The organism is Paludibacterium yongneupense DSM 18731 (assembly GCF_000422925.1).
Lineage (GTDB): Bacteria > Pseudomonadota > Gammaproteobacteria > Burkholderiales > Chromobacteriaceae > Paludibacterium > Paludibacterium yongneupense.
In genome coordinates this window covers 74,770-99,951 of sequence record NZ_KE383962.1, presented here as the reverse complement: position 1 = coordinate 99,951, position 25,182 = coordinate 74,770, and the positions used below count along the sequence as shown (strand labels likewise).

Sequence of the window (25,182 nt, the reverse complement as noted above, 5' to 3'; positions counted from 1 at the left end):
CGTTCGACTTGCATGTGTAAAGCATGCCGCCAGCGTTCAATCTGAGCCAGGATCAAACTCTTCAGTTCAATCTTTAGCTAATTTCGTACTTTGGCACGCAAGATTAAAGAACCAGTGGTCCTTCTCTTGCAGTGCAAGTGTCGGCTTCGGCCAGACACTCACACCTATCGGTTGTTCGTTTTGTTAAAGAGCAGTGCCGTCGGCGCCGTGTTTCGTTTGCGTCGTCAGCTGAGGAGGCGAACTATACCGCCACCCCGCAGACCCGTCAAGCCTTTTTGCAAAAAAAGCGGGACCGCTGGCGCGGCCCCGCTTTTCGAAGGCAGGAATCTCAGGCCACGGGCTCCAACTGCCGCACAGCATCGATCAGTTGGTCGAACTGGGCCGCCATCATCGCCCCCGCCTGGTTGAAAACCATCGACCGCCCCTTCAACACGATCAAAGTCGGAATCGAACGGATATTGAAGTGCCGGGCCAGGTCGACTTCGTCCTCGGTGTTGATCTTGGCAAACACGATATCGGGATTGCGCCCGGCCGCGGCCTCGAACACAGGACCGAACATCTTGCACGGGCCGCACCAGGGCGCCCAGAAATCCAGAATCACGATCCCGTCACGATCAACGACATCGTTGAACGATGCAGCAGTCGCTTGAATAACAGCCATTGAGTGCTCCCGTTCGTCAAAGGATGACCCAATAGAGAATAAGGGCAAGCCAAATGGTTCACAAGGCGGTGGATTGATTGATTTTTCCTGAGTGGCGATACGCTCAGGCTATAGCTGCCGCCCTGTGCTCAAGAATGATTCTGCAGACGGAAACAGCGGTGAATCTTCTTGTTGCGAAAATCATCGGGTACCGACTGCCGACTGATATCCTCCACGCTGTAAAGCACGGGCAGGCGTTCGTCGAGCTGGAAACTGCGCAAATTACTGGAGAAATACAGCACACCGTTCTCGGCCAGCAAGGCCATCGCCTGCTCGATCAGCCACACATGGTCGCGCTGTACGTCGAGAATATCGTCCATCCGCTTGGAATTGGAAAACGTCGGAGGATCCATCACGATCAGATCGAACTGTTTGCCCAGCGCCAGTGCATCGGTCAGATAATGAAACACATCGTCGCGCACCAGCGTATGCACGCGGCTATCGATGCCATTAAGATCGAAGTTGCGACGCGTCCACTGCTGGTAGGTATTGGACAGATCGACGGTTTCGGAGCGAATCGCGCCGCCGGCGGCAGCATACACCGTGAAGCTGCCAGTGTAGGCAAACAAGTTGAGAAAACGCTTGCCGGCCGCTTCGCCCATGACCTGGCGCCGCGTATTGCGGTGATCGAGAAACAGCCCCGTATCCAGGTACGCATCCATATTGACCCAGAAACGCAAGCCGAATTCTTCAACCACAAAATCGTCGCTTTGCTTTTCCAGCTTCTGGTACTGGCTCTCGCCCTTCTGGCGACGACGGGTCTTGACCCCCATCTGCGCAGCGGGAATGCCCGTCACATCCCGGATGCAGTTCTTGACGGCATCCAGCCAGAGATCATGTTCGGCATCGTCCTGCACCCAACCCGTTTCATACTCCTGGATATGGCAGTGCTCGCCATAGATATCGATCGCCAGGGGAAACTGGGGAATATCGCGGTCATAGACCCGCCACGCCGCAACCCCCTGCCGCCTTGCCCATTTTCCGTAATGTTTCCAATTCTTGGTCAAGCGATTGGCAAGCGCACTCACATCCAGCATAAAATTTTCTCGGTTAAACGATAAGCGCCGACGGTCAAACGTCGGTGGAATACATCTGCAGCAGTTTGCGCGATACGGGCTCCGGCACATATTGCCGGATCACCGTTTCCCAGCCGCGCGGTCCGACCAGACCTTTGACCATGGTGGACGACACTTCGGCGTATTCGCGTGGCGGCAGCAAAAACAGGGTAGTGATATCGGGAAACAAATCCGAGTTCACATAACGCATTGCACGCTCGTATTCGTAATCACTAGCGGTACGGATACCGCGGATAATATAGTTAGCGCCCACGGACTGGGCATAGTTCACCAGAAACTGGTTCTCGAACATGTCGACACGCAACTTGTCGAAGCCCCGCGTCACGGCATTGAGCATGTCGATACGCTCGTCCACACTGAAGGTACAGTGTTTGTCCGGATTGACCCCGACCGCAACGATCAACTCGTCGAACAGTTCCACGGCCTCGCGAATCATCCACAGATGACCGTTGGTGACCGGGTCGAAACTTCCGGCGTACACGGCTCGCTTCACAGCACCCCCCTTCGTAGTTGAACAGAATTCACAGGCGGAATGTAGCTTGGGGCGGGGGGACGGTAAAGCCCTTTCGTGTTGCGGCGCAAAAAAAACCCGGCAACCAGCCGGGTTTTGTGACATCGACTTGCCTTCAGGGGCGCAATTCCTCGGCACGATGACAGGCCACGCGCTGCGCATCCACGGTCCGCAGCTGCGGTTCTTCCCTTGTGCACCGCTCTTGCGCATGCGGGCAGCGCTTATGAAATGCACATCCGCTTGGAGGATTGAGCGGACTCGGCAACTCGCCCTCGATCTTGATCTTGATCGCCCGATTTTCCGGATGAATCGACGGCGTCGCCGACAACAGCGCACGGGTGTACGGGTGCAAAGGCCGATTGTAAATCGTATCCTTGCTGCCGATTTCCACCGCACGCCCCAGATACATCACCATCACGTCGTCGGCGACATGTTCGACCACGGCCAGATTGTGCGAGATGAACAGATACGCGGTATTGAACTCGTCCTGCAGATCCATGAACAGATTCAGCACCTGCGCCTGGATCGATACATCGAGGGCACTGGTCGGTTCGTCCGCCACCACGATGCGGGGCTGCAGCATCATGGCCCGCGCAATCGCGATCCGCTGCCGCTGCCCGCCAGAGAACATATGCGGGTAACGGAAATAGTGCTCGGGCCGCAATCCGACCCGCTGCATCATCGACAGCACTGCGTCCTTGCGCTCGCTCGCGCTCATCCGGGTGTTGATCAGCAAGGGTTCGGCCAGCTGGTCGCCGATCTTCTGCCGCGGGTTGAGCGACGCATACGGATTCTGAAACACCATCTGCACTTTGGTACGCATGGCTTGCAGCTCGGACTTGCCCGCCTTCGCCGCATCCGTACCCTCGAGCAGCAGGGCACCTGATGTCGGCGGCTCGATCAGGGTCAACTGACGGGCGAGCGTAGACTTGCCGCACCCCGACTCCCCGACGACAGCCAGCGTCTTGCCGGCATCGAGCGTAAACGAGACGCCGTTGAGCGCTTTGACCGTGGCATTGCCTTTGAAGAAGCCCTGCGAGACATCGTAATAGCGGGTCAGATCCCGCGCTTCCAGGACATGATTCATTTGACCTCCTTCGCGCTCAGGGGGAAGTGGCAACGCACCCCGCTGGCACCGTCGACTGTCAGCGCCGGGCGCTCCAGACGGCAACGCTCCTGCACATACGGGCAACGCGGCGACAACAGGCACCCCACCGGACGATCATAGTGACCGGGAACGATGCCGGGCAGCGTATTGAGGCGACGTGCACCTTTGCTGTGCTCGGGAATCGATGACAGCAGCGCTTCGGTATAAGGATGGAAAGGACGGCGGAAGATGTCCGGCACCGCCCCCAATTCGGCAACCTGCCCCGCATACATGACCGCCAGCCGCTGCGCGACTTCGGCGACGACCGCCAGGTCATGGGTGATCAGGATCAGGGCCATGTTCTGGCTTTTCTGCAGGCTGACCAGCAGCTCCATGATCTGCGCCTGTATGGTCACGTCAAGCGCCGTGGTCGGCTCGTCGGCAATCAGCAACTTGGGCTTACAGGCGATGGCCATCGCGATTGCGACGCGCTGGCTCATCCCGCCGGACAGTTGATGCGGATACGACGACAGCCGTTGCGCCGCGGCCGGAATTTCGACCATTTCCATCAGTTCGAGCGCACGCTGCTTGAGTGCCGCGCCGCGCAGGCCCTGATGTTCTTTCAGCACTTCCATGATCTGATAGCCGACGGTATAGCTCGGATTGAGCGCGGTCATCGGATCCTGAAAGATCATCGAAATATCCTTGCCGATGATCTTGCGCCGGTCGCGAGCCGAGATCTTCAGCAGATCCTTGCCGTCGAAACGCAACTGATCGGCAACGATGCGGCCCTGCCCTTCGAGCAAGCCCATCATCGCCATCATGGTCACCGACTTGCCGGAACCCGACTCGCCGACGATGCCGACCACTTCACCTTGATCGACGCTCAAATCGAGGCCTTCTACCGCATTGAACGGACGGGCTTCCGATCCGAACTGAACGGATAGATTACTAATTTCCAATAAACTCATGATATTCCCTTACGCCGCGCGCTTCAGTTTCGGGTCCAGCGCGTCGCGCAGGCCGTCACCCATCAGGTTGATGGCGAGAACCGACAGCAGGATGGTCAGGCCGGGCAGACTCACGACCCACCACGCGCGCTCGATGTAATCACGGGCCGAAGCCAGCATCATCCCCCACTCCGGCGTCGGCGGTTGCACGCCGAGCCCGAGAAAACCGAGCGCGGCCGCATCGATGATGGCGGAGGAAAAACTCATGGTCGCATGCACGATCAATGGTGCGAGGCAATTGGGGAGGACAGTGACGAACATCAACCGCAACAGGCCTGCACCGCTGACGCGCGCGGCGGTCACATAGTCCCGATTGAGCTCGGTCATGGCCGAGGCACGGGTCAGGCGGACATAGGCCGGCAGCGACACCACCGAAATGGCGATGATGCTATTGATCAGCCCCGGTCCCAGGATCGCGACAATGGCGACAGCCAGCAGCAAGGACGGCAGCGCCATCAGCACATCCATCAGGCGCATGATGCTCGAACCCAGCAATTTGGGGAAAAAGGCGGACAACAGACCGCCGACGACACCGGGGATCAGGGCCATCAACACCGACGACAGACCGATGAACAAGGACTGGCGCGCTCCCCAGATCAGGCGGGACAGAATATCGCGCCCCGCTTCGTCGGTTCCGAGCAGGAACTGGCTCGTACCGCCATCGCTCCAGACGGGAGGAACCAACATGTGGTCGCGGTATTGTTCGATCGGACTGTACGGAGCGATCCAAGGAGCCAGGATCGCGGCGAGCAGGATCAGCGTCATGAAAGCGAGGCCGACGACCGCGCCCTTGTTATGCGAGAAGCCCTGCCAGAATTCTTTGAACGGCGAGGGATAGACGACCGCCGCTTCGTCCGGCGCCGCGTTTTGCGTTTGAGTCATGTGTGGCAACTTTCCTGTCATTTTGCGTGCCGGATACGCGGATTGGCCACGCCGTACAGAATATCGACGACGAAATTGACCAGGATCACCAGTGTAGCGACCAGCAGAATGCCGTTCTGAACTACCGGATAATCGCGGCGCTGTATCGCGTCGATAAGCCATTTGCCGATGCCGGGCCAGGAGAAGATGGTTTCGGTCAGCACGGCACCGCCCATCAACACGCCGACCTGCAGGCCGATCACGGTGAGAACCGGAATCAGGGCATTGCGCAATGCGTGGATGAAAATGACACGCGACGGAGACAGCCCCTTTGCCCGAGCCGTGCGGACATAATCCTCGCGCAGGACTTCAAGCATGGAGGAACGCGTCATCCGCGCGATCACGGCCAGCGGAATCGTCCCGAGCACGATGGTGGGCAGTATCAGGTGCTTGAGCGCATCGACAAAAGCGCCGGACAGACTGGGGTCGCGACTCGATGCGAGCCAGGTATCGATCAGCATGAAGCCGGTGCGCGGGGGAATATCGAACGCCAGATCGATGCGCCCGGCAACCGGGGTCCAGCCCAGCCGCACCGAAAAAAACATGATCAGGATCAGGCCCCACCAGAAGATCGGCATGGAAAAGCCGGTCAGCGACAGTCCCATCACGCCGTGGTCGAACAGTGAGCCGCGCTTGATCGCGGCGACGATGCCGGCCAGCAAGCCGAGGACGACGGCGAAAATCATCGCGCAAATCGCCAGCTCGAGTGTCGCCGGAAACAGCGTCGTGAATTCGGTCCACACGTCGACGCGGGTAATCAGCGAATCGCCGAGATGGCCATGGGCCAGATTGACGACATAATCGATGTACTGCAGATACAGGGGCTTGTCCAAGCCAAGCCGGTGCAGCGCCGCGGCATGCATCTGCGGATCGAGCGAGCGTTCACCGACCATCACCTCGATCGGGTCGCCCGGAATCAGGCGGATCAGGCTGAAGGTCAGGAGCGTGATCCCGAAAAAAGTCGGGATCAGCAGCCCGAGACGCCGAAGAATAAAAGAAAACATGGAATGACATCTCCTGGAAATCCGAAGTCGTGCACGCACGCGCCCATCGGGATTCCGTTTAACAGACCTGGACCAGGTTGAAGACGCCGGGCGCGAGCGAGGGAGATGGGGGAAGCGAACCGGCGTGCGCACGCAGACGCGGACGCGGACGCGGCTTACCCCGCGTTCGTTCTGCGCCGATATCACCGGCTGTCTGACCTACCCTTGTCCCTGCTCCTGCCGGAGCGTCGGGCAGCATCGGTTCCCCGTGCCGCCTCAATAAATAACCCGGGGGATCGAGCCCCCGGGTTCTAGCAACAATGATGCCAGTTACTTGATGCCGACGCCGTAGAACGAGTTCAAGCCGAAGGGGCTGACCAGGAAACCCGTAACGCGCGTGCTGATCGGCTGATTGACCGTGCTATGCGCGATCGGGGTCATCGGAACCTGCTGCTTGACGATGACCTGGGCCTGCATGTAGTCCTTGGTCCGTTCGGCCACATTCGCTGAGCGCTTGCCTTTCTGGATCAGCGCTTCGTACGGCTTGTAGCAGAACTTGGAGAAGTTGTTGCCGTTCATCGCGTCGCAACCGAGCAGAACGCCGAGCCAGTTGTCCGGGTCCCCATTGTCGCCAGTCCAGCCGATGAGCATCGCATCATGCTCGCCGCTCTTCGCGCGCTTCAGGTATTCGCCCCACTCGTAAGTCACGATATTGGCTTTGACGCCGATCTTGGCCCAGTCGGACTGGATCAACTCGGCCATCAGCTTGGCGTTCGGATTGTACGGACGCTGTACCGGCATCGCCCACAGGTTCAGGCTGAAGCCATGCGGGTAGCCGGCCTTGGCCAGCAGCGCCTTGGCTTTGGCGATGTCGTAAGGAGCGTCTTTCAGCGCCTTGTTGTACGACCATTGCGTCGGCGGCATCGGGTTGGTCGCCAACTGGCCGGACCCCTGGTACACCGCGCTGAGGATGGCTTTCTTGTTGATCGCCATGTCAAGCGCCTGGCGAACTTCCAGCTTGCTCAGTTCCTTGTGCTTGACGTTGTAGGCAACGTAGCCGAGGTTGAAGCCGGACTGGCTCAACACCTTGACCTTCGGATCGGCTTTCAGCCCGGCGAGGTCGGCCGGACGCGGATAGACGGTGACCTGGCATTCGCCGGCCTTCAGCTTCTGGTTGCGGACGGAAGGATCGGTGGTGATCGCGAACACCAGATTGTCGATCTTGACGTCGCCCTTCTTCCAGTACTGCTTGTTGCCCGCGTAGCGGATGCTGGCGTCTTTCTGATAGCTCTTGAAGATGAAGGGGCCGGTTCCGATGGGCTTGGAATTGATATCCTGCGCACGGCCTTCCTTCAGCAGCTTGTCGGCGTATTCGGCGGACTGGATGGACGAGAAGCTCATCGCCAGGTCGGCCAGGAAGGAAGCATCGACCGTCTTCAGGACGAAGCGGACCGTGTTCGCATCGACTTTCTCGATCTTGACGATGTTATCGTTCATCCCCATATCGGTGAAGTAGGGGAATTCGGTCGGGTAGGCTTTGCGGAAGGGATTATCCTTGTCCAGCATCCGGTTGAACGTGAACAGCACGTCGTCGGCGTTGAAGTCGCGTGTCGGCTTGAAGTATTCCGTGGTATGGAATTTCACGCCCTTGCGCAGATTGAAGGTGTAGGTCAGGCCGTCGGGCGAGACCGACCATTTTTCGGCCAGGCCCGGTTCAAGCTTGGTGCCGCCGCGCTGGAACTGTACCAGACGATTGAAAATGGTTTCTGCGGAAGCGTCAAAATCGGTACCGCTGGTGAATTGACCCGGGTCGAAACCGGCCGGGCTGCCTTCCGAGCAGAAAATCAGCGTGCCGGCGGCGGAAGCCAGCGACGAAGCGGCAGCCAGACTGGCGGCCAGCAGCAAAGTACTAGAGGTTCGCATATCTTCTATTTCCCATTGTCTATTATCGTGTCCCTGACCCTGATCCGGGCCATAACCGGATACAATATTCATCAAGTGAGCGTTTGACAAGCACCCTCGGCATCGCGGCGCATGCGGGGCCGTTCGCGGATGGTGCATCGCACCGGAAAACCGCGTAAAATTAGTGTAATCCCCTAAGCGATGCCCGAGTCCGGCGGATCGCTTCCCTGGCGAGATCCGGCCCGCAGCAAATAGTTGACAAATTTTGTCGGGTATACGGATAATGCTAGGGAACTCATCTTCCACGGGGAATCCGATCATGCGTCTAACCACCAAAGGCCGCTTTGCCGTCACCGCCATGCTCGATCTGGCGCTGCGTGAATCCAACGGCCCGGTCGCGCTGGCCGGTATCAGCGAGCGACAGAGCATATCCCTGTCCTACCTTGAACAGCTGTTCGGCAAGCTGCGACGCGCCGAACTGGTCGATAGCGTGCGCGGCCCTGGCGGCGGCTATACGCTGGCCCGCTCCGCGGCGCTGATTTCGGTGGCCAACATCATCTGTGCCGTGGACGAGCCGGTCGACGCCACCCAATGCGGCGGCCACGAGAACTGCCGCGGCAACCAGCGCTGCATGACTCATGATCTGTGGACCAATCTGAATACCACCATCTTCGACTACCTGTCCGAGGTCAGTCTTGCCTGCCTGGTGGAGAAACAACGCGCCAAGGAACCGACCGTGGTGCAAGACAAGCGCGACGGCTCACCGGCATTACGCCGCGCAGCGACGGCAGCCTGAAACACGGCGCCCTTAGTGGAGAACAAGCATGACCCAGCTGAAGTTTCCGATCTATCTCGACTACTCCGCCACCACACCGGTCGACCCGCGGGTAGCCGAGGCAATGATCCCCTACCTGACCGAGCATTTCGGCAACCCCGCCTCGCGCAGCCATTCTTTCGGCTGGACCGCGGAACACGCCGTGGAAGATGCCCGCGCGCAAGTCGCGGCGCTGGTCAACTGCGATCCCAAGGAAATCATCTGGACGTCGGGCGCAACCGAGTCGGACAACCTTGCCATCAAGGGCGCGGCCCAGTTTTACAAGAGCCGCGGCCAGCACATCATCACCGTCAAGACCGAACACAAGGCCGTGCTCGACACCTGTCGCGAGCTTGAGCGCCAGGGTTTCGAAGTCACCTACCTGCCTGTGCTCGACAACGGCTTGATCGATATCGAGGCATTCAAGGCCGCCTTGCGCCCCGATACCATTCTCGTATCCGTCATGCTGGTGAATAACGAAATCGGCGTAATTCAGGACATCGTCCAGATCGGCGACATCTGCCGCGAAAAAGGCATCGTATTCCACGTCGATGCGGCACAAGCCACCGGCAAGGTCCACATCGACCTGGAGGCGCTCAAAGTCGACCTGATGAGCTTCTCCGCGCACAAAACCTACGGTCCCAAAGGCATAGGCGCGCTCTATATCCGCCGCAAGCCGCGCGTGCGCCTCGAGGCGCAGATGCATGGCGGCGGCCACGAACGCGGCTTCCGCTCGGGCACCCTGGCCACGCACCAGATCGTGGGCATGGGCGAGGCCTTTCGTCTTGCGCGCGAAGAAATGGACGCGGAGAACGAACGCATCCTCGGCCTGCGCAACCGGCTGTGGCAGGGCCTGTCGGATATCGAAGAGGTCTACCTCAACGGGGATCTTGCGGCTCGCGTTGCGCACAACCTCAATGTCAGCTTCAATTTCGTCGAAGGCGAGTCCCTGATCATGGCGATCAAGGAACTTGCGGTATCCTCCGGCTCGGCCTGCACATCGGCCAGCCTGGAGCCGTCCTACGTATTGCGCGCATTGGGCCGCAACGACGAGCTCGCACACAGCTCGATCCGGTTCACCATCGGTCGCTTCACCACCGAAGCCGAGATCGATTTCGCCATCAAGCTGCTGCACGAAAAAATCGGCAAGCTGCGCGAGTTGTCCCCGCTGTGGGAAATGTTCAAGGATGGCGTCGACCTCAACACGGTCGAATGGGCTGCACACTGAGAATCAACCCCGGCGGGGCGCGCCCCCGCCGGCAAGGAGTGGAAAATGGCATATAGCAACAAGGTTCTGGATCATTACGAAAACCCGCGCAACGTGGGTACCTTTTCCAAAGGCAGCGAGGATGTCGGAACCGGCATGGTCGGCGCCCCGGCCTGTGGCGACGTCATGAAGCTGCAGATCAAGGTCGGTGCGAACGGCGTGATCGAGGATGCCAAGTTCAAGACCTACGGCTGCGGTTCGGCCATCGCCTCCTCTTCGCTGGTGACCGAGTGGGTCAAAGGCAAGACGCTGGACGAAGCGCTGAACATCCGCAATACCGACATCGCGGAAGAACTGGCTTTGCCCCCGGTCAAGATACATTGCTCGATTCTGGCCGAAGATGCGATCAAGGCGGCAGTCAACGACTACCGTCAGAAACACGATTCCAAATAACGCGAGCGGGAATACATCATGCCCATCACTTTGTCCGAACGCGCCGCGGCGCACGTGAGCAACTTCATTGCCAAGCGCGGCAAGGGGCTAGGCATCCGTCTCGCCGTCAAGACCTCTGGCTGTTCCGGAATGGCCTACAAGCTCGAATTCGTCGATACGGAGAGCGAAGACGATATCGCTTTCGCGAGCCACGGCGTCAAGGTCTACACCGACGAGAAGAGTCTCGCCTATCTCGACGGAACCGAGCTCGATTACGTCAAGGATGGCTTGAACGAAGGTTTCAAGTTCAACAACCCCAATGTCAAGAACGAATGCGGTTGCGGGGAAAGCTTCAACGTCTGACCCGTCCTGGCGCGGGTCGTGCTCTGCCAGCGAGACTTTATGAATCAGAACTTCAGCCAGGATCACTTCGCCCTGTTCGACCTGCCGCGCCGCTTCGAGCTGGATACGGCGGCGCTGGACGCCGCGTGGCGCACAGCCGCCGCAGAAGTGCATCCGGATCGCTATGCGAGCGCCGGCGATGCCGAAAAGCGTGTCGCGCTGATGGTGGCGACGCGCGTCAACGAAGCATACCAGACACTGAAATCCCCGTTGCGCCGTGCGCGCTACCTGCTGTCGCTGGCCGGCATCGATACGCAGGAAGAAAGCAATACCAGCATGCCGCCCGATTTTTTGATCGCGCAGATGGAATGGCGCGAAAACATCGAACAGGCGGAAGATGACGGCGACAGCGCGGCGCTGGAACGACTCGCGCGCGACCTCGCCGCCGAAGCCGCCCGATTGCAGGCGCAACTGGCCTCCGCCCTGGATCGCGCAAGCGATTACGCCGCCGCGACGCTGCTGGTGCGCAAACTGCGTTTTCTGGAAAAACTCGACCAGGAAATCGGCGACGCGATCGAACACGTGTTGTCCTGACGCCTCGTTACCGACCGACCCAACTCACGTTAGACTCAGCCATGGCTCTATTGCAAATCGCCGAACCCGGCTTGTTCGCTCAGCCACACCAGCATCGCCATGCGGTCGGCATCGACCTGGGCACCACCAACTCCCTGGTCGCGACGGTCCGCAGCGGCTCGGCTACCGTACTGCCCGACTCCAGCGGGCGCGGCCTGCTCCCCTCCGTCGTCCGCTACGTCGACGAAGACACGGTTGAAGTCGGCTACGAGGCCCAGGCCCAGCAAAGCCATGACCCCTGCAACACCATCGTTTCGGTAAAACGCATGATGGGCCGGGGCCTCGAAGATCTCGACGATAGCGACGTGCTGCCCTACCGCTTCGTCGACGCCCCCGGCATGATGCGCCTGGCGACGCGCGCCGGCGTCAAAAGCCCGGTGGAAATCTCGGCCGAGATTCTGCGTACGCTGAAAGTGCGCGCCGAGCAGAGCCTGGGCGGCGAGCTTACCGGTGCCGTGATAACCGTCCCCGCCTACTTCGACGATTCGCAGCGCCAGGCGACCAAGGACGCGGCCCGCCTGGCCGGCCTCAACGTATTGCGCCTGCTGAACGAGCCGACTGCCGCCGCCATCGCCTACGGCCTGGATAACGGTTCGGAAGGCATCTATGTGGTCTACGACCTCGGCGGCGGCACCTTCGACGTCTCGGTGCTCAAGCTCACCCGCGGAATTTTCGAAGTCCTGGCCACCAGCGGCGACTCGGCCCTCGGCGGCGACGATTTCGACCACCGCGTCTATTGCTGGTCACTCGAACAGGCAGGGCTTTCCAGCCTGTCTCACAGCGATGCGCGTCTGCTGCACACGCGCGCTCGCGAGGCCAAGGAAGCGCTGACCGACCACCCGAGCACGCGCCTGACCGCCCTGCTGTCCGACGGCCAGGCACTGGATCTGGAGCTGGACCAAGTGGCGTTCCACGCGATCACGAGCAAGCTGGTCGCCAAAACGATGATCCCGGTGCGCAAGGCGCTGCGCGATGCCGGCATCACGGCGGCCGACGTCAAGGGCGTGGTCATGGTCGGCGGCGCCACACGCATGCCACATGTACAGCAGGCCGTTGCCGACGTGTTCGGCCAGCCGCCCCTGAACAACCTCGACCCGGACAAGGTCGTTGCGCTCGGCGCGGCGATCCAGGCCAATGTACTGGCCGGCAACAAGCAAAACGAAGACTGGCTGCTGCTAGACGTGATCCCGCTGTCGCTCGGCATCGAGACGATGGGCGGACTGACCGAGAAGATCATTCCACGCAACAGCACATTGCCGATCGCGCGCGCTCAGGAATTCACCACCTTCCGCGACGGCCAGACGGCGATGGCGATACACGTACTGCAAGGCGAGCGTGAACTGGTCAGCGACTGCCGCTCGCTGGCGCGCTTCGTGCTGCGCGGGATTCCCCCCATGGTGGCTGGCGCCGCCCGCATCCGCATCACCTTCCAGGTCGATGCGGATGGCCTGCTGGCGGTGACCGCACGAGAGCAGACATCGGGGATAGAAGCCAGCATCGAGGTCAAGCCCTCTTACGGCCTGTCGGACGATGAAGTCAGCCGCATGCTCAACGACTCGCTGGCCAATGTGAAAGAAGACATCGAGATGCGCAAGCTTCGTGAGGCCATCGTCAGCGCCGATAGCCTGCTCGAAGCCAGCCGCAATGCGCTGAGACAGGACGGCGACTTGCTGTCCGACGCCGAACGCACGCAGATAGACGCGGCCTTGCAGGATCTGGTCGCCGCCATGGCGACGGAACGCACCCGTGCCGTAAACGAAGCCACCAACCAGTTGAACCGCGCCACCGAGACCTTTGCAGAACGCCGCATGGACCGCAATATCCAGCGTGCGCTCAAAGGTCAGAACATAGCAGAACTGTAGGAAACGAACGGATGCCTAAAATCACTGTGCTGCCCCATGCCGACCTCTGCCCCGACGGCGCAGTCATCGATGACGCTGAGAGCGGCAAGAGCCTGTGCGAAACGCTGCTGGAGCACGACATCGAAATCGAGCATGCCTGCGAGATGTCATGTGCCTGCACGACCTGTCACTGCGTGGTACGCCAGGGCTTCGACTCGCTCAACGAGAGCGACGAGCTGGAAGAAGACATGCTGGACAAGGCCTGGGGTCTCGAACCGAACTCGCGGCTGTCGTGCCAGGCGGTGATAGGCGACGACGATCTCGTCATCGAGATTCCGCGCTACACCATCAATCACGCGCGCGAACAACACTGAGGAACCGCCGATGAAATGGTCAGATATTCACAGCATCGCCCAGGAGCTGGCCGACGCGCATCCCGATGTCGATCCCGGAACAGTCCGTTTCATCGACCTGCACAACTGGGTGGTGGCCCTGCCCGGTTTCGACGACGACCATCAGCGCGGCGGCGAAAAGGTCCTGGAAGCGATCCAGCAGGCGTGGATAGACGAGGTGGACTGAGAAGGTTCTTGCCCGGCTCCGCCGTCTGGGCTGTAATGGAGTGAGGGGACGAACGCCGCCCCCACCCTTTACACGAGGAGCGTTCACATGTTCAAGCTGATAATCGGAAACAAGAACTCTTCGTCCTGGTCGCTACGTCCCTGGCTTGCGCTGAAAATGATAGCCGAGCCGTTCGAAGAACATACCATCCCGCTCGGGCAAGCAGAAACCCGGGCCTCCATCCTCGCGATCAATCCGGCAGGCAAGCTTCCGCTGCTGATCGACCACACCCTGAAGGTGTGGGATAGTCTGGCCATCTGCGAATACCTTGCCGACTGTTTCCCTCATGCCCGGCTTTGGCCTGAAGAAGCGCGTGCGCGCGCCGTCGCGCGCTCCATGGCCGCTGAAATGCACGCCGGCTTTACCGCCCTGCGCCAGCAGCTGCCGATGGATGTTGCCCATCGGCGCGACGTCGCCCATGACGAGTCGGCGGCGGCCGACATCGCCCGTATCGTCTCCCTGTGGCAAGAGCATCTGAACCGCAACCAGGCGCAGGGGCCGTTCCTGTTCGGCCACTTTACCATCGCCGACGCATTCTACGCCCCGGTGGTGACCCGCTTCGTCACCTATGGCACGACGCTGCCCCCCCTCGCACAACGCTATGCCGACCATATGCTGTCTCTCCCCGCTATGCAGGAATGGTATGCGGCGGCAGAAATCGAGGTCGGAAACGAGTGATGGCGGGGTTTGACGGACCAGGGCGCGCATCGCAGGTGGAATTACTGACGATAGAACTATAAAATACCGCGTTTTCCATCCGGGCCCGGCCATGACTCCCCCCTTCATCATCGGCATCGCCGGCGGCAGCGGCAGCGGCAAAACCACCGTCACACGCAAGCTTGTGGAAACCATAGGTTCCGACAAAGCCGCCGTCATCGTGCAGGACAACTACTATCGGGATCAGGCCGCGCTGACGCTGGAGCAACGCCGCCTGACCAACTACGACCACCCGCACGCCTTCGACTGGCCATTGTTGATGCAGCATATCGACGACCTGAAAAACGGGGTTCCGGTAGATATGCCAGTCTACGATTTTGCCAACGACACGCGCTCGGAGCGGACCATCACGCTGGTGCCGTCTCCGGTAATCCTGATCGAGGGGTTCTACTCGCTGTACGATGCCGCGATACGCGACGCGATGTCGCTGAAAATCTTTGTCGACACCGATGCCGATGTCCGCTTCATCCGGCGCCTGCAACGCGATATCGCGCAACGCGGCCGCTCCATGCAGAGCGTGATCGACCAGTACATGGCGACGGTCCGACCGATGCACAACCAGTTCATCGAACCCACCAAGCGCTTCGCCGACGTCATTCTGCCCCACGGCTGCAACGACCCGGCCGTAGACATGATCACGGCGCGCATCGAGAGTCTGATCATCTGAAACCGGCAGCGCCGGCGGCGCGGCGTCAAACCGGTTGCGTCATGGCCGATTGCCGCGCCGGCAACGCCCCGCCAGCCACATCGGCAGGCAGAGCGCAGCCCATGCCAGCCGACAGCCGAACCAGAGTCCGTAGCCCGCCGCCACGCCCGCCAGCAGCGCGCCGTTGACTACGCCCGCCATTCGGCCGCGCGGTGGGGATGACGGCACCGTCAGATCACCCTGGAGTAGCGCGCGGTGGTCTGACGTTCGCGCAAATGGCGATCAAAGGTCATGGCAATGCTTCGGATCAGGAAGCGGCCCTTGGGCTCGACCATCAGAAAATCGCCATCGAACACCACCAGTCCCAACTTCGCCAGCTCGCGCAAGCGAGGCAGTTCTTCGGCAAAATACTGCGCGAAGGTGATGCCGAAGACTTGCTCGATCGCCTCGACCGACAATGAAAAGCGACACATCAACGCCTGAATGACTGCACGGCGCAGAATGTCGTCGCCATCGAGGGTCATGCCGCGCATGACCGGCAAGTGTCCGGCATCCAGCGCCGCGTAGTAGGGCTCGAGGTCCTTTTCGTTCTGCGAATAACAGGGGCCGACCTTGCCGATGGAGGAAACGCCGAAACCGATCATGTCGCAGTCGGCATGTGTGGAATAACCCTGGAAATTACGCTGCAACCTGCCCTGGCGCAGAGCGACCGCCAGTTCGTCGTCAGGCCGGGCGAAGTGATCCATGCCGATGAAAACATAGCCGGCCGCCTGCAAGCTCGCCACCGAGTCTTGCAAAATATCGAGTTTGACCTCGGCGGCGGGCAGTTCAGCCTCGACGATGCGGCGCTGGGGTTTGAATACGGCAGGCAGGTGCGCATAGTTATACAGCGCGATGCGATCGGGCGCGATCGCGATGACCTTGCCCAGGGTCCGCGCCATCGATTCGCGCGTCTGCAACGGCAAACCGTAGATCAGATCCACGCTCACCGATTTGAAGCCGGCATCGCGGGCAGCCTGGATCACCTCCAGCGTCTCCTCCTCGCTTTGTATGCGATTGACCGCCTTCTGAACCGCCGCTTCGAAATCCTGCACCCCGACACTGATACGATTGAAGCCGAGCTCGCCCAGCTTGAAGATCGTTTCGCGGCTGACTTTGCGCGGATCGATTTCGATCGAATACTCGCCTTCCGGCAGGAACTCGAAGCGCGCGCGCAGCATGCCCATCAAACGCTCAAGCTGGGCATCCGACAAAAAGGTTGGCGTACCGCCGCCGAAGTGCAGCTGGATCGCGCGTTCCCGGGTGCCGAGCTGATCCGCGACCAGACCGATCTCCTTTTCGAGATAGTCGAGGTAGACGTCCGCTTTGCTCTTGTCCTTGGTGATGATTTTGTTACAGGCGCAGTAATAGCAAATCGTATTACAAAACGGCAAATGCACATATAATGATAGGGTTTTGCTATTGGCGCCGATATGGCGCTGCGTCAAACTATGGCGGTAATCATTCTCCTTAAAGCCACAGGAGAATCGGTCCGCAGTCGGATATGACGTGTACCTAGGCCCTGCGCCATCAAGCCTTTCGATCAGGCTTCTGTCGAACTCGCAACGCTCGGGTGAAAACGGATAGATAGTGGTCATGTCGGTATTTGATGGCAAAACTGGAGGCGGACTGGTAAATTTGCGTCAAAGCAATTGGATTCCGCTTTGACGAGAGTCAAGCCATAAGTAAAGGTTGCACAAAAGACAGCATGACAGACCAGACAACGATACCCCTGCACGCGCTAAAGCTGTCGTGTTCAAACTGCAGCTTGCGCGAACTCTGCCTGCCCGTCGGGCTCAATCGCGAGGAGCTTTCGCAGCTCGATGCCGTCATCAGGCAGAGCCGGCGCATCAAGCGGGGAGAATACCTGTTCCGCAGCGGGGAAGGCTTCAAATCCTTGTACGCCGTGCGTACCGGCTTCTTCAAGACTTGCGTTTCCAGCCAGGACGGCCGAGAGCAGGTTACCGGCTTCCTGATGTCGGGCGAACTGATGGGGCTGGACGGCATCTCGTCCAACATCCACGGCTGCGACGCGATCGCACTCGAAGACAGTGAAGTCTGCGAACTACCGTTCTCGCGCATGGAAACGCTCGGGCGCGATATTCCCAGCCTGCAGCACCACTTTTTCCGGCTGATGAGCCGCGAAATCGTGCGCGATCAGAACGTCATGTTGCTTCTAGGCAACATGAAGGCGGAAGAGCGCCTGGCCGCTTTCCTGCTCAACCTGTCGCAACGGCTGTCCGTGCGCGGATTTGCCGCCAACGACTTCATCCTCCGGATGAGTCGCGAGGAAATCGGCAGCTTCCTGGGGCTGAAACTGGAAACGGTCAGTCGCACCCTGTCCAAGTTCCAGCAGCACGGTTGGATCAGCGTGGATCACAAGCATATCCAGCTGATCAAGCCCGAACAGCTCAAGGAACTGATTTCGGGCTGCATCCACTCCAACGCCGTCGAATAGACGCCGACACGGCCAGCCGTGCGCCGTACAGGCGGCGCGCGGCTGGCCGCTGCTGTGCCGACACAAGACAGGACAGCGCCCGCCCCGCATCAGGCGGGCTTGTCTTCGTCCCGGTCTGCCGTGCGCAGTACCTGCTTGAAAAAGCCCCGCAAGATATCCACCTCTTCCCGCTGCACTGAGGCGCGATGAAACAGGGTGCGCATGCGCCGTATCAGTCGTTCGCCGTTTCGACCACGGTAATAGCCGATACGTTCCATGGTCTGATCGAGATGCCCGCACAGTCCTTCGACTTCCTGATGCGTGGCCAACTGGGCTTCCGCCTTCAAATGCCCGACTCCGATCCCGCCCTGACTGAAAAGTTCATAGCTCATGACCTGCACGGCCATGGCCAGGTTCAGGGAAAAATAATCCGGGTTTCCGGCGACAGTCACCAGCCGGTTGCACTGCTCGACCTCTTCGATCGACAGACCGAAGGTTTCATTGCCGAATACCAGCGCCACCTCTTCTCCCGACCGCGCACGCATGATCAGCTCGGGCACCGCTTCGCGCGGCGTGGACAGAGGGGCGGTGAGTTCGCGCCGGCGGCTGGTCAGCGCCGCCGCCAGCGTAACGCCGTCCAGCGCTTCGCCCAGCGTGGCGACCACCTGCGCGCGCTGCAACACATCGACCGCTCCCGAGGCCAGCGTATCCGCTTCAGGGCTCGGAAATTCGCGGGGTTCAACCAGGTAGAGCCGGGTCAGACCCATGGTCTTCATGGCGCGGGCAGCCGAACCGATATTGCCCGGATGACTGGGACGCGCCAGCACGACTCGCACGTTTTTAAAAAAATCAGGGACTTCGGGTTTATTCATGGGCTATTTCGCATTAAAATGGCGGGTATATTACAAAACCCTGGCGCGAGCGACCGGTGCCAACCGGCGTGGCGTCGGGTTTTTTTGTTCCTTGAAACCTGATTATTACCAGCGGATGACCGGCACATGACCGTCCATCCGTATTCTATGTAGAGGCCGTCAATGCATCCGATGCTCAATGTCGCGGTAAAAGCCGCACGTCGCGCTGCCAATATCATCCAGCGAGGCTCGCACAACCTCGATGCGCTTCGCGTAGACAAGAAAAAGCCCAACGACTTCGTCTCCGACATGGACCGCGCGTCTGAAGAGGCCATCATCGAGACCATCCTCGACGCCTACCCGAAGCATGCGATTCTAGCAGAAGAGTCCGGTGCCAAAGGCATCGGCGAATCCGAATACGAGTGGATCATCGATCCCATCGACGGCACCACCAACTTCATCCACGGCCACCCGCAATACGCGATTTCGATCGCCATGGCGCACAAGGGCCTGATCCAGCAAGCCGTCGTCTACGATCCGTCGCGCAACGATCTGTTCACCGCCTCCCGCGGCGTAGGCTCGTTCATGAACGACCGCCGCATCCGTGTAGGCAAGCGCGTGTCCCTGCTTGAATGCGTAATCGGCACCGGCTTTCCGGTCACCGACCAGTCCTATCTCGACACCTATCTCGGCATGCTCAAGGACGTCATCACGCGCACGGCCGGCGTTCGTCGCGAAGGCGCCGCCTCGCTCGACCTGTGCAACGTCGCCTGCGGACGGACTGACGGATTCTGGGAATTCAATCTCAAGCCGTGGGATATCGCCGCCGGCAGCCTGATCATCCAGGAGGCGGGCGGGATCGTGACCGACTTCCAGGGAGAGCAAGAGTGGCTCGAAAGCGGCAATATCGTCGCGGCTAGCCCGAAAGTGCTCGCCCAATTGCTGCAGATCCTGGCTCCTCACCTCGCCTGAGCACAGCGGCGGCCTGCGGGGTGCGGCGATCGCCCCCCCGCACAGCCGCCTGCTAGAACTCCAGCGGCGCAACGGCCTGCAAGGCCTTGCGCTTGAGGCGGGACAGTACATCGATACACACCTGCAGTTCCGCCTCGCTCACATCCTGCAGCAACTCGGCGCGCATGCTCTGCGCCACACTCATCAATTGCTGCGACAGCGCGTCCCCCTGCGCCGTCAGCGTCACCCTCTTGGCACGCCGGTCGACCGGATCGGCTTCGCGCTCGATCAGACCATCCTGCTGCAGGGCATCGAGGTGCCGGACCAGCGAAGCGGGTTCGATGCCAACCCTCTGCGCCAGTTCATGTTGCGACAAGGCACGCCCCGAATGCCGCAATTTGAGCAAGACCTGCCAGCGCGCCTGGGACAGGCCGAAAGGCTTGAGCCGTGCGTCCAGCGCTGCGCGCATGACTTTGGGGATACAAAAAGCCAGCTCGTTGAATTGCTCGTATTGCGGAGTCATAGTCGGAGAACAGAAATGAATCAGGTTTCGATGCTAACACGAATCGCGGCCGCTGCCGCGACCGGGGGGCGTTTCCGCGATTGTCGCGGCTCGCGGCATAAGCTACTCTAGCCCTGATGATCCCACCCCTAATCCATCCCGGCCGGCGTGCACTGTTCGCCGGCTTCTTCAAGGTCGGTATCACCGCTTTCGGCGGGGTACTTCCGCTGGTCAGGCGCATGATGGTCGACGAGAGGCGCTGGGTCGATGATCACGACTTCACCGAATTGCTCGGCCTCGGTCAGGCCCTGCCCGGACCCAACGTCATGAACATCGCGATTGCCATCGGCATGCGCTTCCAGGGCATCAGCGGTGCCATCAGCGCCGTCGCCGGGCTGATGCTGGCGCCCATGACCATTATCCTGACGCTGGCCGTGCTCTACGATCGTTTTGCCTACTCGCCCGCGCTCAAAAGCACGCTGGCCGGGCTGGCTTCGGTCGCCGCCGGCCTGATGGTGGCCATGGGCATTCGTCTCGGACTGCGCATGCGCCGTCGACACTGGCGCTATCTCGTCGCCGCGGCCACCTTCATCGCCGTGGCCGTGCTGCGTCTTCCGTTGATCGTCGTCCTGGCGGCAATGGCGCCACTGGCCGTCTTCTGCGCCTGGCGCGAGATGGGGGCCGAAGCATGAGCGGCGCCATCCTGGCCAGTCTGGCCTGGCGCTTCTCCCTGTACTCGCTGATGGCGGTGGGCGGCGTCAATGCGCTGGTTCCGGAAATCCACCGCCAAGTCGTCGAGCTCGACGGCTGGATGAGCAATGCCGAGTTCAGCAGCCTGTTCGCCATCGCCCAGGCAGCCCCCGGCCCCAATATGCTGTTCGTCACGCTGATAGGCTGGAAAGTCGCCGGTCTGCCGGGGGCGCTGGTCGCAACGACGGGAATGTGCTTGCCCTCGTCCTTGCTGACTTACGCCGTCGTCCGTCTGCGTGACCGCTACAGCCAGTCGCGCGCGCGGCTGGCGATAGAGCGCGGGCTCGCGCCGGTCACCATCGGGCTCACGCTGGGCAGCGGCTGGTTGCTCCTGAACGCGGCGAATCCCCATCTGCGCGGCTGGCTGCTGAGCGCGGCAACGGTACCGCTCGCACTCAGACGCGGCATCAACCCCCTGTACTTGCTGGCGGCCGGCGCGCTGGCGGGATGGCTGGCCGCATTCTGATTCAGCGGGACTTGAGCCCGAGCAGCCCCACGCCCATGACGATGAACAGACTGCCGCTGCCCCGGCGAAAGGCGCGCGATTGCAGCGCCGAAATGAAGCCACCGCGCGCGAGATGCCCGGCCACGGCGTAAGTCATCAGTGCGCTGAAGGACAAGCCCATGAACGTCAGCGTCAGCACGACAAACTGCGGCCATAGCGGAAGATCGTGCACGATGAACTGCGGAAACAGTGCCGTGATGAACAGAATGGCCTTCGGATTGGTCAGCGCCAACAGCAGACCTTCGCGGTATAGGCTGGCGCGACTGCGGTGCTGCGCGCTTCCGTGCCCGCAATCCGCCGCAACCGAAGCTGAAAGCCATTGCCGCACGCCAAGATAAATCAGATAGCCCGCGCCTATCAGTTTGAGCCCGAAAAACAGCACGGCCGAGGAGCGCAGCAGCGCGCCCAGGCCGATCGCACTCGCCGTAGACAGCAGCAGCAAGCCCGATACATTCCCCAGCGAGGACAGGGTGGTACGGCGCCAGCCGTACTGGGTGCTATTCTGCAAAGCCAGCATTACGGTCGGCCCCGGGGTGAATACCGCAAACAACGATGACGCGCAGAAGAGCATGAAAAGCGGTGAAGTCATGACGGCCCGAAAGTTGGCAAAAGGGAAACGAGGAGACAAGCCTACACGCAGCTCCCTTCACCCCGCAATACAGCCCTTGACGCTCAACCGGCGACAAGGCCGACCCCCATTCCCAGCATCATGACAGCCACTGCGGAATCGAGCATGCGCCAGGAGCGTTCGCGCGCAAATAGCGGTGTCAGCAAGCGCGCCCCCAGGCCCAGACCGACAAACCAGCACAGACTGGCCAGGCCGGCACCGGCCCCGAACCAGAGCGGCCCCTGTCCCGACCGCTGATTGGCGATCGACCCCAGCAGCACCACCGTATCCAGATAGACATGGGGATTGAGCCAGGTAAAACCGAGGCAGGCGAGCACGGCAGACTTCAGCGAGCCCGCCCCCTCGCCGCCGACCTCCAATCGTTCGTGCGAACAGGCACGCCTCGCCGCCAGCAGCCCGTAGACCAGCAAGAAGGCGGCTCCGCCATAGCGTGCCGCCATCTGCAGCCAGGCCGACTGCTGGACCAATACCCCCAGGCCGAGCACGCCGCTGGCAATCAGCACCATGTCCGACGCGACGCAGATCATGATTGTCGCCGCGACATGTTCGCGCCGCAAACCCTGGCGCAGAACAAAGGCATTTTGCGCCCCGATCGCGATGATGAGGGACAGTCCGGTGATGAACCCGGCCAGAAAGCTGCTCGTCGACATGAAAGACTCCAAAATGGCTTGAGTCCCCAGTCTAGTCGCACGCCCTGCTATCATGAAGTTAAACGTTCTTGGGATCAGTTAGAAATTCTTAATCATGCGAATCGATAGTGCGCAACTTGCCGCTTTTGCCGCCGTACTGCGCGAAGGCAGCTTCGAGGCGGCCTCGCGCCACCTCAACGTCACCCCCTCTGCGGTCAGCCAGCGCATCCGCCTGCTGGAAGAGCGGCTGGGGCAGGTCCTGATCAATCGCAAATCGCCATCGCAACCGACTCGCGCCGGCGAGACGCTGGCGCGGCTCGCGATGCAGGTCGAGATACTCGAGAGCGAGGCGCTGCGCGAACTCGGCGCCTCGCACCCCGATGCCGACGAGGCAGTGCGCCTGCCCATCGTCGTCAATGCCGATTCGCTCGCCTGCTGGTTTTTCTCGACGCTGGACGTGCTGCCGGCACAGCCCGCGATCCGTTTCGATATCCGGGTGGAGGATCAAGACCATTCGGCCAGCCTGCTGCGCGACGGTTCGGTCATGGCGGCGATCACGGCAGAACCGAAACCGGTGCAGGGCTGCCGCGTGGAAACACTGGGCGTGATGCGTTACTTGCCGCTGGCTTCGCCCGGCTTCATCGCGCGCCATTTCGCGGCAGCCGTCGACAGCGCCTCGCTGGCACTGGCGCCGGTGTTGATTTTTAACGACAAAGACGCCCTGCAGCAGCGCTTCATCCACAGCATCGCCCCCGGCGAGATGCCGCCGCGGCGGCACTATATTCCCTCCGCCGCCGGCTTCGCAGAGGCGGCCCGGCGCGGACTCGGCTGGGGCATGATCCCCGAGATGATGGCGCGGGAAGCGCTCGCGACCGGCGAATTGGCCGAGATCATCCCCGGTCGCTGGCTCGACATTCCCCTGTACTGGCAGCACTGGCGCATCGAATCGACGGCGCTGGCCGCGCTGACCCGAGCCGTCAGACACACGGCCGCCCTTCACTTGCGGCCGGGCTAGGCCGCGACCGGGGCGGTGTCGGCATGCATGGGCAACACCTGCGCCAATGGAACAATCTGTACTGCCAGACCGCCGCACGAGGTTTCCCGGTATTTCGGATTCATGTCCTTGCCGGTATCGAACATGGCCGCGATGACTTTGTCGAGCGAAACCCGAGGCTCGCTATTGCGCCGCAAAGCCATGCGCGACGCATTGATGGCTTTGACCGCCGCGATCGCATTGCGCTCGATACACGGGATCTGGACCTGGCCGCCGACCGGGTCGCAGGTCAGTCCAAGGTTGTGCTCCATCGCGATCTCCGCCGCGACGCAGACCTGCTCGGGACTGCCCCCCGCCAGTTCGGTCAATCCCGCTGCGGCCATCGAACAAGCCACGCCCACTTCGCCCTGACATCCGACTTCCGCCCCCGAGATAGAGGCGTTCATCTTGAACAGGCTGCCGACCACCCCCGACGCCAGGAAGAACCGCACGCAGGCATCGGTGTCGAGTGGCTGGATGAACTGGTTGTAATAGGCCAGCACTGCCGGCACGATGCCGCAAGCGCCATTGGTCGGCGCCGTCACCACCCGGCCGCCGGCCGCATTTTCTTCTGACATTGCCATTGCGTACATATTGACCCAGTCGATGACGTTCATCGGGTCGTGCGACAAACGCTCCGAATTCATCAACTGACGACGCAGGGCGGAAGCCCGGCGTGGAACATTCATCGGACCGGGCAAGGCGCCCTCCGCGCGCATGCCGCGTTCCATGCTGTTCTGCATCACCTGCCAGACACGGGCGAAGTGCGCCTCGATCACCTCGCGTTCATGCAACGCCAGTTCGTTGGCCATGACCAGGCCGGATAGGGAAAGGCTGGTTCGTCGGCAATGCGCCAGCAGATCCGCAGCCGAATGGAAGGGATAGGGCAGCTTCAGCTCGCGCACATCGCCGCTTCCGAAGTTTTCCTCATCCACGATGAAGCCGCCGCCCAGCGAGTAATAGGTCTTGCTCATGTTGAGCGACTCACCGCTCCATGCCGAGATACGCATGCCATTTTCATGCAGCGCAAGGAAGGTCTCGGGATGGAAGACCATACTGAATCCGACATCGCGCTGCCCGCCCAGCGGCAGGACTCCGCGGGCTTCGAACTTCGCCACGCGACCGGCGATGCTATCGATTTCGACCGTGTCGGGCATCTCGCCGACCAGTCCGAGCAGGATGGCGTGATCAGTGCAGTGCCCTTTTCCGGTCAGCGCCAGCGAACCGTAGACATCGATCTCGATGCGCGAGATCGAATCCAGCCGCCCCGCCGCGAGCAGGTCGTCAGCAAATTGCTTGCCTGCCTTCATCGGCCCGACGGTATGGGAACTGGAAGGTCCGACTCCGATTTTGTAAAGATCCAACATGCAAAACATGATGCACTCCTTGTGTGCGGGTCTGGATGGCGGCGCCCGCT

The 25,182-nt window shown here is 60.9% G+C and carries 29 protein-coding genes and 1 rRNA gene; 15 read left to right on the top strand and 15 right to left on the bottom strand.

Features of this window, described 5'->3' with window-relative positions:
• From G520_RS0120485 to G520_RS0120445, 9 genes are all read right to left on the bottom strand, one after another.
• A 16S ribosomal RNA gene (locus G520_RS0120485) occupies positions 1 to 68 on the bottom strand; the annotation flags it as partial.
• 260 nt (positions 69 to 328) lie between these two features.
• Positions 329 to 661 (bottom strand): thioredoxin, encoded by a 333-nt coding sequence (gene trxA, locus G520_RS0120480; protein WP_036666698.1) that lies wholly within the window; start codon positions 659 to 661, stop codon positions 329 to 331.
• Between the two features lie 128 nt (positions 662 to 789).
• On the bottom strand, positions 790 to 1,737 hold the full coding sequence (locus tag G520_RS0120475; RefSeq protein WP_028537291.1) for a class I SAM-dependent methyltransferase: 948 nt from the start codon (positions 1,735 to 1,737) through the stop codon (positions 790 to 792).
• A 34-nt stretch (positions 1,738 to 1,771) separates the two neighbouring features.
• Positions 1,772 to 2,269: a pantetheine-phosphate adenylyltransferase gene (coaD, locus tag G520_RS0120470; RefSeq protein WP_028537290.1), complete on the bottom strand. Its 498-nt coding sequence runs from the start codon at positions 2,267 to 2,269 to the stop codon at positions 1,772 to 1,774.
• Between the two features lie 133 nt (positions 2,270 to 2,402).
• Positions 2,403 to 3,374, bottom strand: coding sequence for a peptide ABC transporter ATP-binding protein (locus tag G520_RS0120465; RefSeq protein ID WP_028537289.1), 972 nt, complete (start codon positions 3,372 to 3,374; stop codon positions 2,403 to 2,405).
• Positions 3,371 to 4,345, bottom strand: a complete 975-nt coding sequence (locus G520_RS0120460; protein ID WP_028537288.1) for an ABC transporter ATP-binding protein — start codon at positions 4,343 to 4,345, stop codon at positions 3,371 to 3,373. Before G520_RS0120460 ends, G520_RS0120465 begins: the two co-directional genes overlap by 4 nt.
• Positions 4,346 to 4,354: 9 nt before the next feature.
• Positions 4,355 to 5,266, bottom strand: a complete 912-nt coding sequence (locus tag G520_RS0120455) for an ABC transporter permease subunit (RefSeq protein WP_028537287.1) — start codon at positions 5,264 to 5,266, stop codon at positions 4,355 to 4,357.
• A gap of 17 nt (positions 5,267 to 5,283) precedes the next feature.
• Positions 5,284 to 6,309 carry an ABC transporter permease subunit gene (locus G520_RS0120450; RefSeq protein ID WP_028537286.1) on the bottom strand — a complete coding sequence of 342 codons (1,026 nt, stop codon included), beginning with the start codon at positions 6,307 to 6,309 and terminating at the stop codon, positions 5,284 to 5,286.
• Between the two features lie 309 nt (positions 6,310 to 6,618).
• A complete protein-coding gene (locus G520_RS0120445; RefSeq protein WP_028537285.1) occupies positions 6,619 to 8,211 on the bottom strand; it encodes an ABC transporter substrate-binding protein in 1,593 nt (530 codons plus the stop codon).
• A 298-nt stretch (positions 8,212 to 8,509) separates the two neighbouring features.
• Between G520_RS0120445 and iscR the strand changes: the two genes are divergently transcribed.
• From iscR to udk, 10 genes are all read left to right on the top strand, one after another.
• Complete coding sequence (gene iscR / locus G520_RS0120440; RefSeq protein ID WP_028537284.1) at positions 8,510 to 8,986, top strand: Fe-S cluster assembly transcriptional regulator IscR; 477 nt, start codon at positions 8,510 to 8,512, stop codon at positions 8,984 to 8,986.
• Positions 8,987 to 9,014: 28 nt separating this feature from the next.
• Positions 9,015 to 10,232 carry an IscS subfamily cysteine desulfurase gene (locus G520_RS0120435; RefSeq protein WP_028537283.1) on the top strand — a complete coding sequence of 406 codons (1,218 nt, stop codon included), beginning with the start codon at positions 9,015 to 9,017 and terminating at the stop codon, positions 10,230 to 10,232.
• Between the two features lie 45 nt (positions 10,233 to 10,277).
• The gene (gene iscU, locus G520_RS0120430; protein ID WP_028537282.1) at positions 10,278 to 10,664 is read left to right on the top strand and encodes a Fe-S cluster assembly scaffold IscU; all 387 of its coding nucleotides are present in this window, start codon (positions 10,278 to 10,280) and stop codon (positions 10,662 to 10,664) included.
• A gap of 18 nt (positions 10,665 to 10,682) precedes the next feature.
• Entirely contained in the window at positions 10,683 to 11,006 is a 324-nt protein-coding gene (iscA, locus tag G520_RS0120425) for an iron-sulfur cluster assembly protein IscA (RefSeq protein WP_028537281.1), read from the top strand.
• 39 nt (positions 11,007 to 11,045) lie between these two features.
• Positions 11,046 to 11,579 carry a Fe-S protein assembly co-chaperone HscB gene (hscB, locus tag G520_RS0120420; RefSeq protein ID WP_028537280.1) on the top strand — a complete coding sequence of 178 codons (534 nt, stop codon included), beginning with the start codon at positions 11,046 to 11,048 and terminating at the stop codon, positions 11,577 to 11,579.
• 41 nt (positions 11,580 to 11,620) lie between these two features.
• Positions 11,621 to 13,480 carry a Fe-S protein assembly chaperone HscA gene (gene hscA, locus G520_RS0120415; RefSeq protein WP_028537279.1) on the top strand — a complete coding sequence of 620 codons (1,860 nt, stop codon included), beginning with the start codon at positions 11,621 to 11,623 and terminating at the stop codon, positions 13,478 to 13,480.
• An 11-nt stretch (positions 13,481 to 13,491) separates the two neighbouring features.
• A complete protein-coding gene (gene fdx / locus G520_RS0120410; RefSeq protein WP_028537278.1) occupies positions 13,492 to 13,833 on the top strand; it encodes an ISC system 2Fe-2S type ferredoxin in 342 nt (113 codons plus the stop codon).
• A gap of 10 nt (positions 13,834 to 13,843) precedes the next feature.
• Entirely contained in the window at positions 13,844 to 14,038 is a 195-nt protein-coding gene (gene iscX, locus G520_RS0120405) for a Fe-S cluster assembly protein IscX (RefSeq protein ID WP_028537277.1), read from the top strand.
• A gap of 87 nt (positions 14,039 to 14,125) precedes the next feature.
• Complete coding sequence (locus tag G520_RS0120400; protein ID WP_028537276.1) at positions 14,126 to 14,755, top strand: glutathione S-transferase family protein; 630 nt, start codon at positions 14,126 to 14,128, stop codon at positions 14,753 to 14,755.
• Between the two features lie 91 nt (positions 14,756 to 14,846).
• The gene (gene udk / locus G520_RS0120395; RefSeq protein WP_028537275.1) at positions 14,847 to 15,461 is read left to right on the top strand and encodes a uridine kinase; all 615 of its coding nucleotides are present in this window, start codon (positions 14,847 to 14,849) and stop codon (positions 15,459 to 15,461) included.
• Positions 15,462 to 15,670: 209 nt separating this feature from the next.
• Here the strand turns inward: udk and hemN are convergent, their stop codons facing one another.
• Positions 15,671 to 17,077 carry an oxygen-independent coproporphyrinogen III oxidase gene (gene hemN, locus G520_RS0120385; protein ID WP_028537274.1) on the bottom strand — a complete coding sequence of 469 codons (1,407 nt, stop codon included), beginning with the start codon at positions 17,075 to 17,077 and terminating at the stop codon, positions 15,671 to 15,673.
• A 110-nt stretch (positions 17,078 to 17,187) separates the two neighbouring features.
• Here hemN and fnr point away from each other — a divergent pair, with 110 nt between their 5' ends.
• Positions 17,188 to 17,937: a fumarate/nitrate reduction transcriptional regulator Fnr gene (fnr, locus tag G520_RS0120380; RefSeq protein ID WP_028537273.1), complete on the top strand. Its 750-nt coding sequence runs from the start codon at positions 17,188 to 17,190 to the stop codon at positions 17,935 to 17,937.
• An 89-nt stretch (positions 17,938 to 18,026) separates the two neighbouring features.
• On the opposite strand, the gene G520_RS0120375 is transcribed toward fnr, so the two are convergent.
• Positions 18,027 to 18,788 (bottom strand): RNA methyltransferase, encoded by a 762-nt coding sequence (locus tag G520_RS0120375; RefSeq protein ID WP_028537272.1) that lies wholly within the window; start codon positions 18,786 to 18,788, stop codon positions 18,027 to 18,029.
• Between the two features lie 162 nt (positions 18,789 to 18,950).
• Between G520_RS0120375 and G520_RS0120370 the strand changes: the two genes are divergently transcribed.
• The gene (locus G520_RS0120370; protein ID WP_028537271.1) at positions 18,951 to 19,739 is read left to right on the top strand and encodes an inositol monophosphatase family protein; all 789 of its coding nucleotides are present in this window, start codon (positions 18,951 to 18,953) and stop codon (positions 19,737 to 19,739) included.
• Positions 19,740 to 19,791: 52 nt separating this feature from the next.
• Here the strand turns inward: G520_RS0120370 and G520_RS23645 are convergent, their stop codons facing one another.
• Positions 19,792 to 20,241: a MarR family winged helix-turn-helix transcriptional regulator gene (locus G520_RS23645; protein WP_036666687.1), complete on the bottom strand. Its 450-nt coding sequence runs from the start codon at positions 20,239 to 20,241 to the stop codon at positions 19,792 to 19,794.
• A 116-nt stretch (positions 20,242 to 20,357) separates the two neighbouring features.
• Here G520_RS23645 and G520_RS0120360 point away from each other — a divergent pair, with 116 nt between their 5' ends.
• Together G520_RS0120360 and G520_RS0120355 are read left to right on the top strand one after the other, a co-directional pair.
• Positions 20,358 to 20,912 (top strand): chromate transporter, encoded by a 555-nt coding sequence (locus G520_RS0120360; protein WP_036666686.1) that lies wholly within the window; start codon positions 20,358 to 20,360, stop codon positions 20,910 to 20,912.
• Positions 20,909 to 21,436 carry a chromate transporter gene (locus tag G520_RS0120355; RefSeq protein WP_028537269.1) on the top strand — a complete coding sequence of 176 codons (528 nt, stop codon included), beginning with the start codon at positions 20,909 to 20,911 and terminating at the stop codon, positions 21,434 to 21,436. The genes G520_RS0120360 and G520_RS0120355 overlap by 4 nt, the downstream gene beginning before the upstream one ends.
• Position 21,437: 1 nt before the next feature.
• Here G520_RS0120355 and G520_RS0120350 read toward each other — a convergent pair whose 3' ends face one another.
• Together G520_RS0120350 and G520_RS0120345 are read right to left on the bottom strand one after the other, a co-directional pair.
• Complete coding sequence (locus tag G520_RS0120350; RefSeq protein WP_028537268.1) at positions 21,438 to 22,064, bottom strand: LysE family translocator; 627 nt, start codon at positions 22,062 to 22,064, stop codon at positions 21,438 to 21,440.
• Between the two features lie 83 nt (positions 22,065 to 22,147).
• On the bottom strand, positions 22,148 to 22,753 hold the full coding sequence (locus G520_RS0120345; RefSeq protein ID WP_028537267.1) for a LysE/ArgO family amino acid transporter: 606 nt from the start codon (positions 22,751 to 22,753) through the stop codon (positions 22,148 to 22,150).
• Between the two features lie 94 nt (positions 22,754 to 22,847).
• Between G520_RS0120345 and G520_RS0120340 the strand changes: the two genes are divergently transcribed.
• The gene (locus G520_RS0120340; protein WP_028537266.1) at positions 22,848 to 23,747 is read left to right on the top strand and encodes a LysR family transcriptional regulator ArgP; all 900 of its coding nucleotides are present in this window, start codon (positions 22,848 to 22,850) and stop codon (positions 23,745 to 23,747) included.
• Here the strand turns inward: G520_RS0120340 and G520_RS23640 are convergent.
• On the bottom strand, positions 23,744 to 25,141 hold the full coding sequence (locus G520_RS23640) for an L-serine ammonia-lyase (RefSeq protein ID WP_051229555.1): 1,398 nt from the start codon (positions 25,139 to 25,141) through the stop codon (positions 23,744 to 23,746). The two genes, G520_RS0120340 and G520_RS23640, sit on opposite strands and share 4 nt — an antisense overlap.
• Between the last annotated feature and the right edge of the window lie 41 nt (positions 25,142 to 25,182).

What these genes read in the sequence shown, in the direction of transcription:
- trxA (WP_036666698.1), bottom strand. Translation starts at nt 661, where the DNA reads ATGGCTGTTATTCAAGCGACTGCTGCATCGTTCAACGATGTCGTTGAT.
- G520_RS0120475 (WP_028537291.1), bottom strand. Translation starts at nt 1,737, where the DNA reads ATGCTGGATGTGAGTGCGCTTGCCAATCGCTTGACCAAGAATTGGAAA.
- G520_RS0120465 (WP_028537289.1), bottom strand. Translation starts at nt 3,374, where the DNA reads ATGAATCATGTCCTGGAAGCGCGGGATCTGACCCGCTATTACGATGTC.
- G520_RS0120460 (WP_028537288.1), bottom strand. Translation starts at nt 4,345, where the DNA reads ATGAGTTTATTGGAAATTAGTAATCTATCCGTTCAGTTCGGATCGGAA.
- G520_RS0120455 (WP_028537287.1), bottom strand. Translation starts at nt 5,266, where the DNA reads ATGACTCAAACGCAAAACGCGGCGCCGGACGAAGCGGCGGTCGTCTAT.
- G520_RS0120450 (WP_028537286.1), bottom strand. Translation starts at nt 6,309, where the DNA reads ATGTTTTCTTTTATTCTTCGGCGTCTCGGGCTGCTGATCCCGACTTTT.
- G520_RS0120445 (WP_028537285.1), bottom strand. Translation starts at nt 8,211, where the DNA reads ATGCGAACCTCTAGTACTTTGCTGCTGGCCGCCAGTCTGGCTGCCGCT.
- iscR (WP_028537284.1), top strand. Translation starts at nt 8,510, where the DNA reads ATGCGTCTAACCACCAAAGGCCGCTTTGCCGTCACCGCCATGCTCGAT.
- G520_RS0120435 (WP_028537283.1), top strand. Translation starts at nt 9,015, where the DNA reads ATGACCCAGCTGAAGTTTCCGATCTATCTCGACTACTCCGCCACCACA.
- iscU (WP_028537282.1), top strand. Translation starts at nt 10,278, where the DNA reads ATGGCATATAGCAACAAGGTTCTGGATCATTACGAAAACCCGCGCAAC.
- iscA (WP_028537281.1), top strand. Translation starts at nt 10,683, where the DNA reads ATGCCCATCACTTTGTCCGAACGCGCCGCGGCGCACGTGAGCAACTTC.
- hscB (WP_028537280.1), top strand. Translation starts at nt 11,046, where the DNA reads ATGAATCAGAACTTCAGCCAGGATCACTTCGCCCTGTTCGACCTGCCG.
- hscA (WP_028537279.1), top strand. Translation starts at nt 11,621, where the DNA reads ATGGCTCTATTGCAAATCGCCGAACCCGGCTTGTTCGCTCAGCCACAC.
- fdx (WP_028537278.1), top strand. Translation starts at nt 13,492, where the DNA reads ATGCCTAAAATCACTGTGCTGCCCCATGCCGACCTCTGCCCCGACGGC.
- iscX (WP_028537277.1), top strand. Translation starts at nt 13,844, where the DNA reads ATGAAATGGTCAGATATTCACAGCATCGCCCAGGAGCTGGCCGACGCG.
- G520_RS0120400 (WP_028537276.1), top strand. Translation starts at nt 14,126, where the DNA reads ATGTTCAAGCTGATAATCGGAAACAAGAACTCTTCGTCCTGGTCGCTA.
- udk (WP_028537275.1), top strand. Translation starts at nt 14,847, where the DNA reads ATGACTCCCCCCTTCATCATCGGCATCGCCGGCGGCAGCGGCAGCGGC.
- hemN (WP_028537274.1), bottom strand. Translation starts at nt 17,077, where the DNA reads ATGACCACTATCTATCCGTTTTCACCCGAGCGTTGCGAGTTCGACAGA.
- fnr (WP_028537273.1), top strand. Translation starts at nt 17,188, where the DNA reads ATGACAGACCAGACAACGATACCCCTGCACGCGCTAAAGCTGTCGTGT.
- G520_RS0120375 (WP_028537272.1), bottom strand. Translation starts at nt 18,788, where the DNA reads ATGAATAAACCCGAAGTCCCTGATTTTTTTAAAAACGTGCGAGTCGTG.
- G520_RS0120370 (WP_028537271.1), top strand. Translation starts at nt 18,951, where the DNA reads ATGCATCCGATGCTCAATGTCGCGGTAAAAGCCGCACGTCGCGCTGCC.
- G520_RS23645 (WP_036666687.1), bottom strand. Translation starts at nt 20,241, where the DNA reads ATGACTCCGCAATACGAGCAATTCAACGAGCTGGCTTTTTGTATCCCC.
- G520_RS0120360 (WP_036666686.1), top strand. Translation starts at nt 20,358, where the DNA reads ATGATCCCACCCCTAATCCATCCCGGCCGGCGTGCACTGTTCGCCGGC.
- G520_RS0120355 (WP_028537269.1), top strand. Translation starts at nt 20,909, where the DNA reads ATGAGCGGCGCCATCCTGGCCAGTCTGGCCTGGCGCTTCTCCCTGTAC.
- G520_RS0120350 (WP_028537268.1), bottom strand. Translation starts at nt 22,064, where the DNA reads ATGACTTCACCGCTTTTCATGCTCTTCTGCGCGTCATCGTTGTTTGCG.
- G520_RS0120345 (WP_028537267.1), bottom strand. Translation starts at nt 22,753, where the DNA reads ATGTCGACGAGCAGCTTTCTGGCCGGGTTCATCACCGGACTGTCCCTC.
- G520_RS0120340 (WP_028537266.1), top strand. Translation starts at nt 22,848, where the DNA reads ATGCGAATCGATAGTGCGCAACTTGCCGCTTTTGCCGCCGTACTGCGC.
- G520_RS23640 (WP_051229555.1), bottom strand. Translation starts at nt 25,141, where the DNA reads ATGTTTTGCATGTTGGATCTTTACAAAATCGGAGTCGGACCTTCCAGT.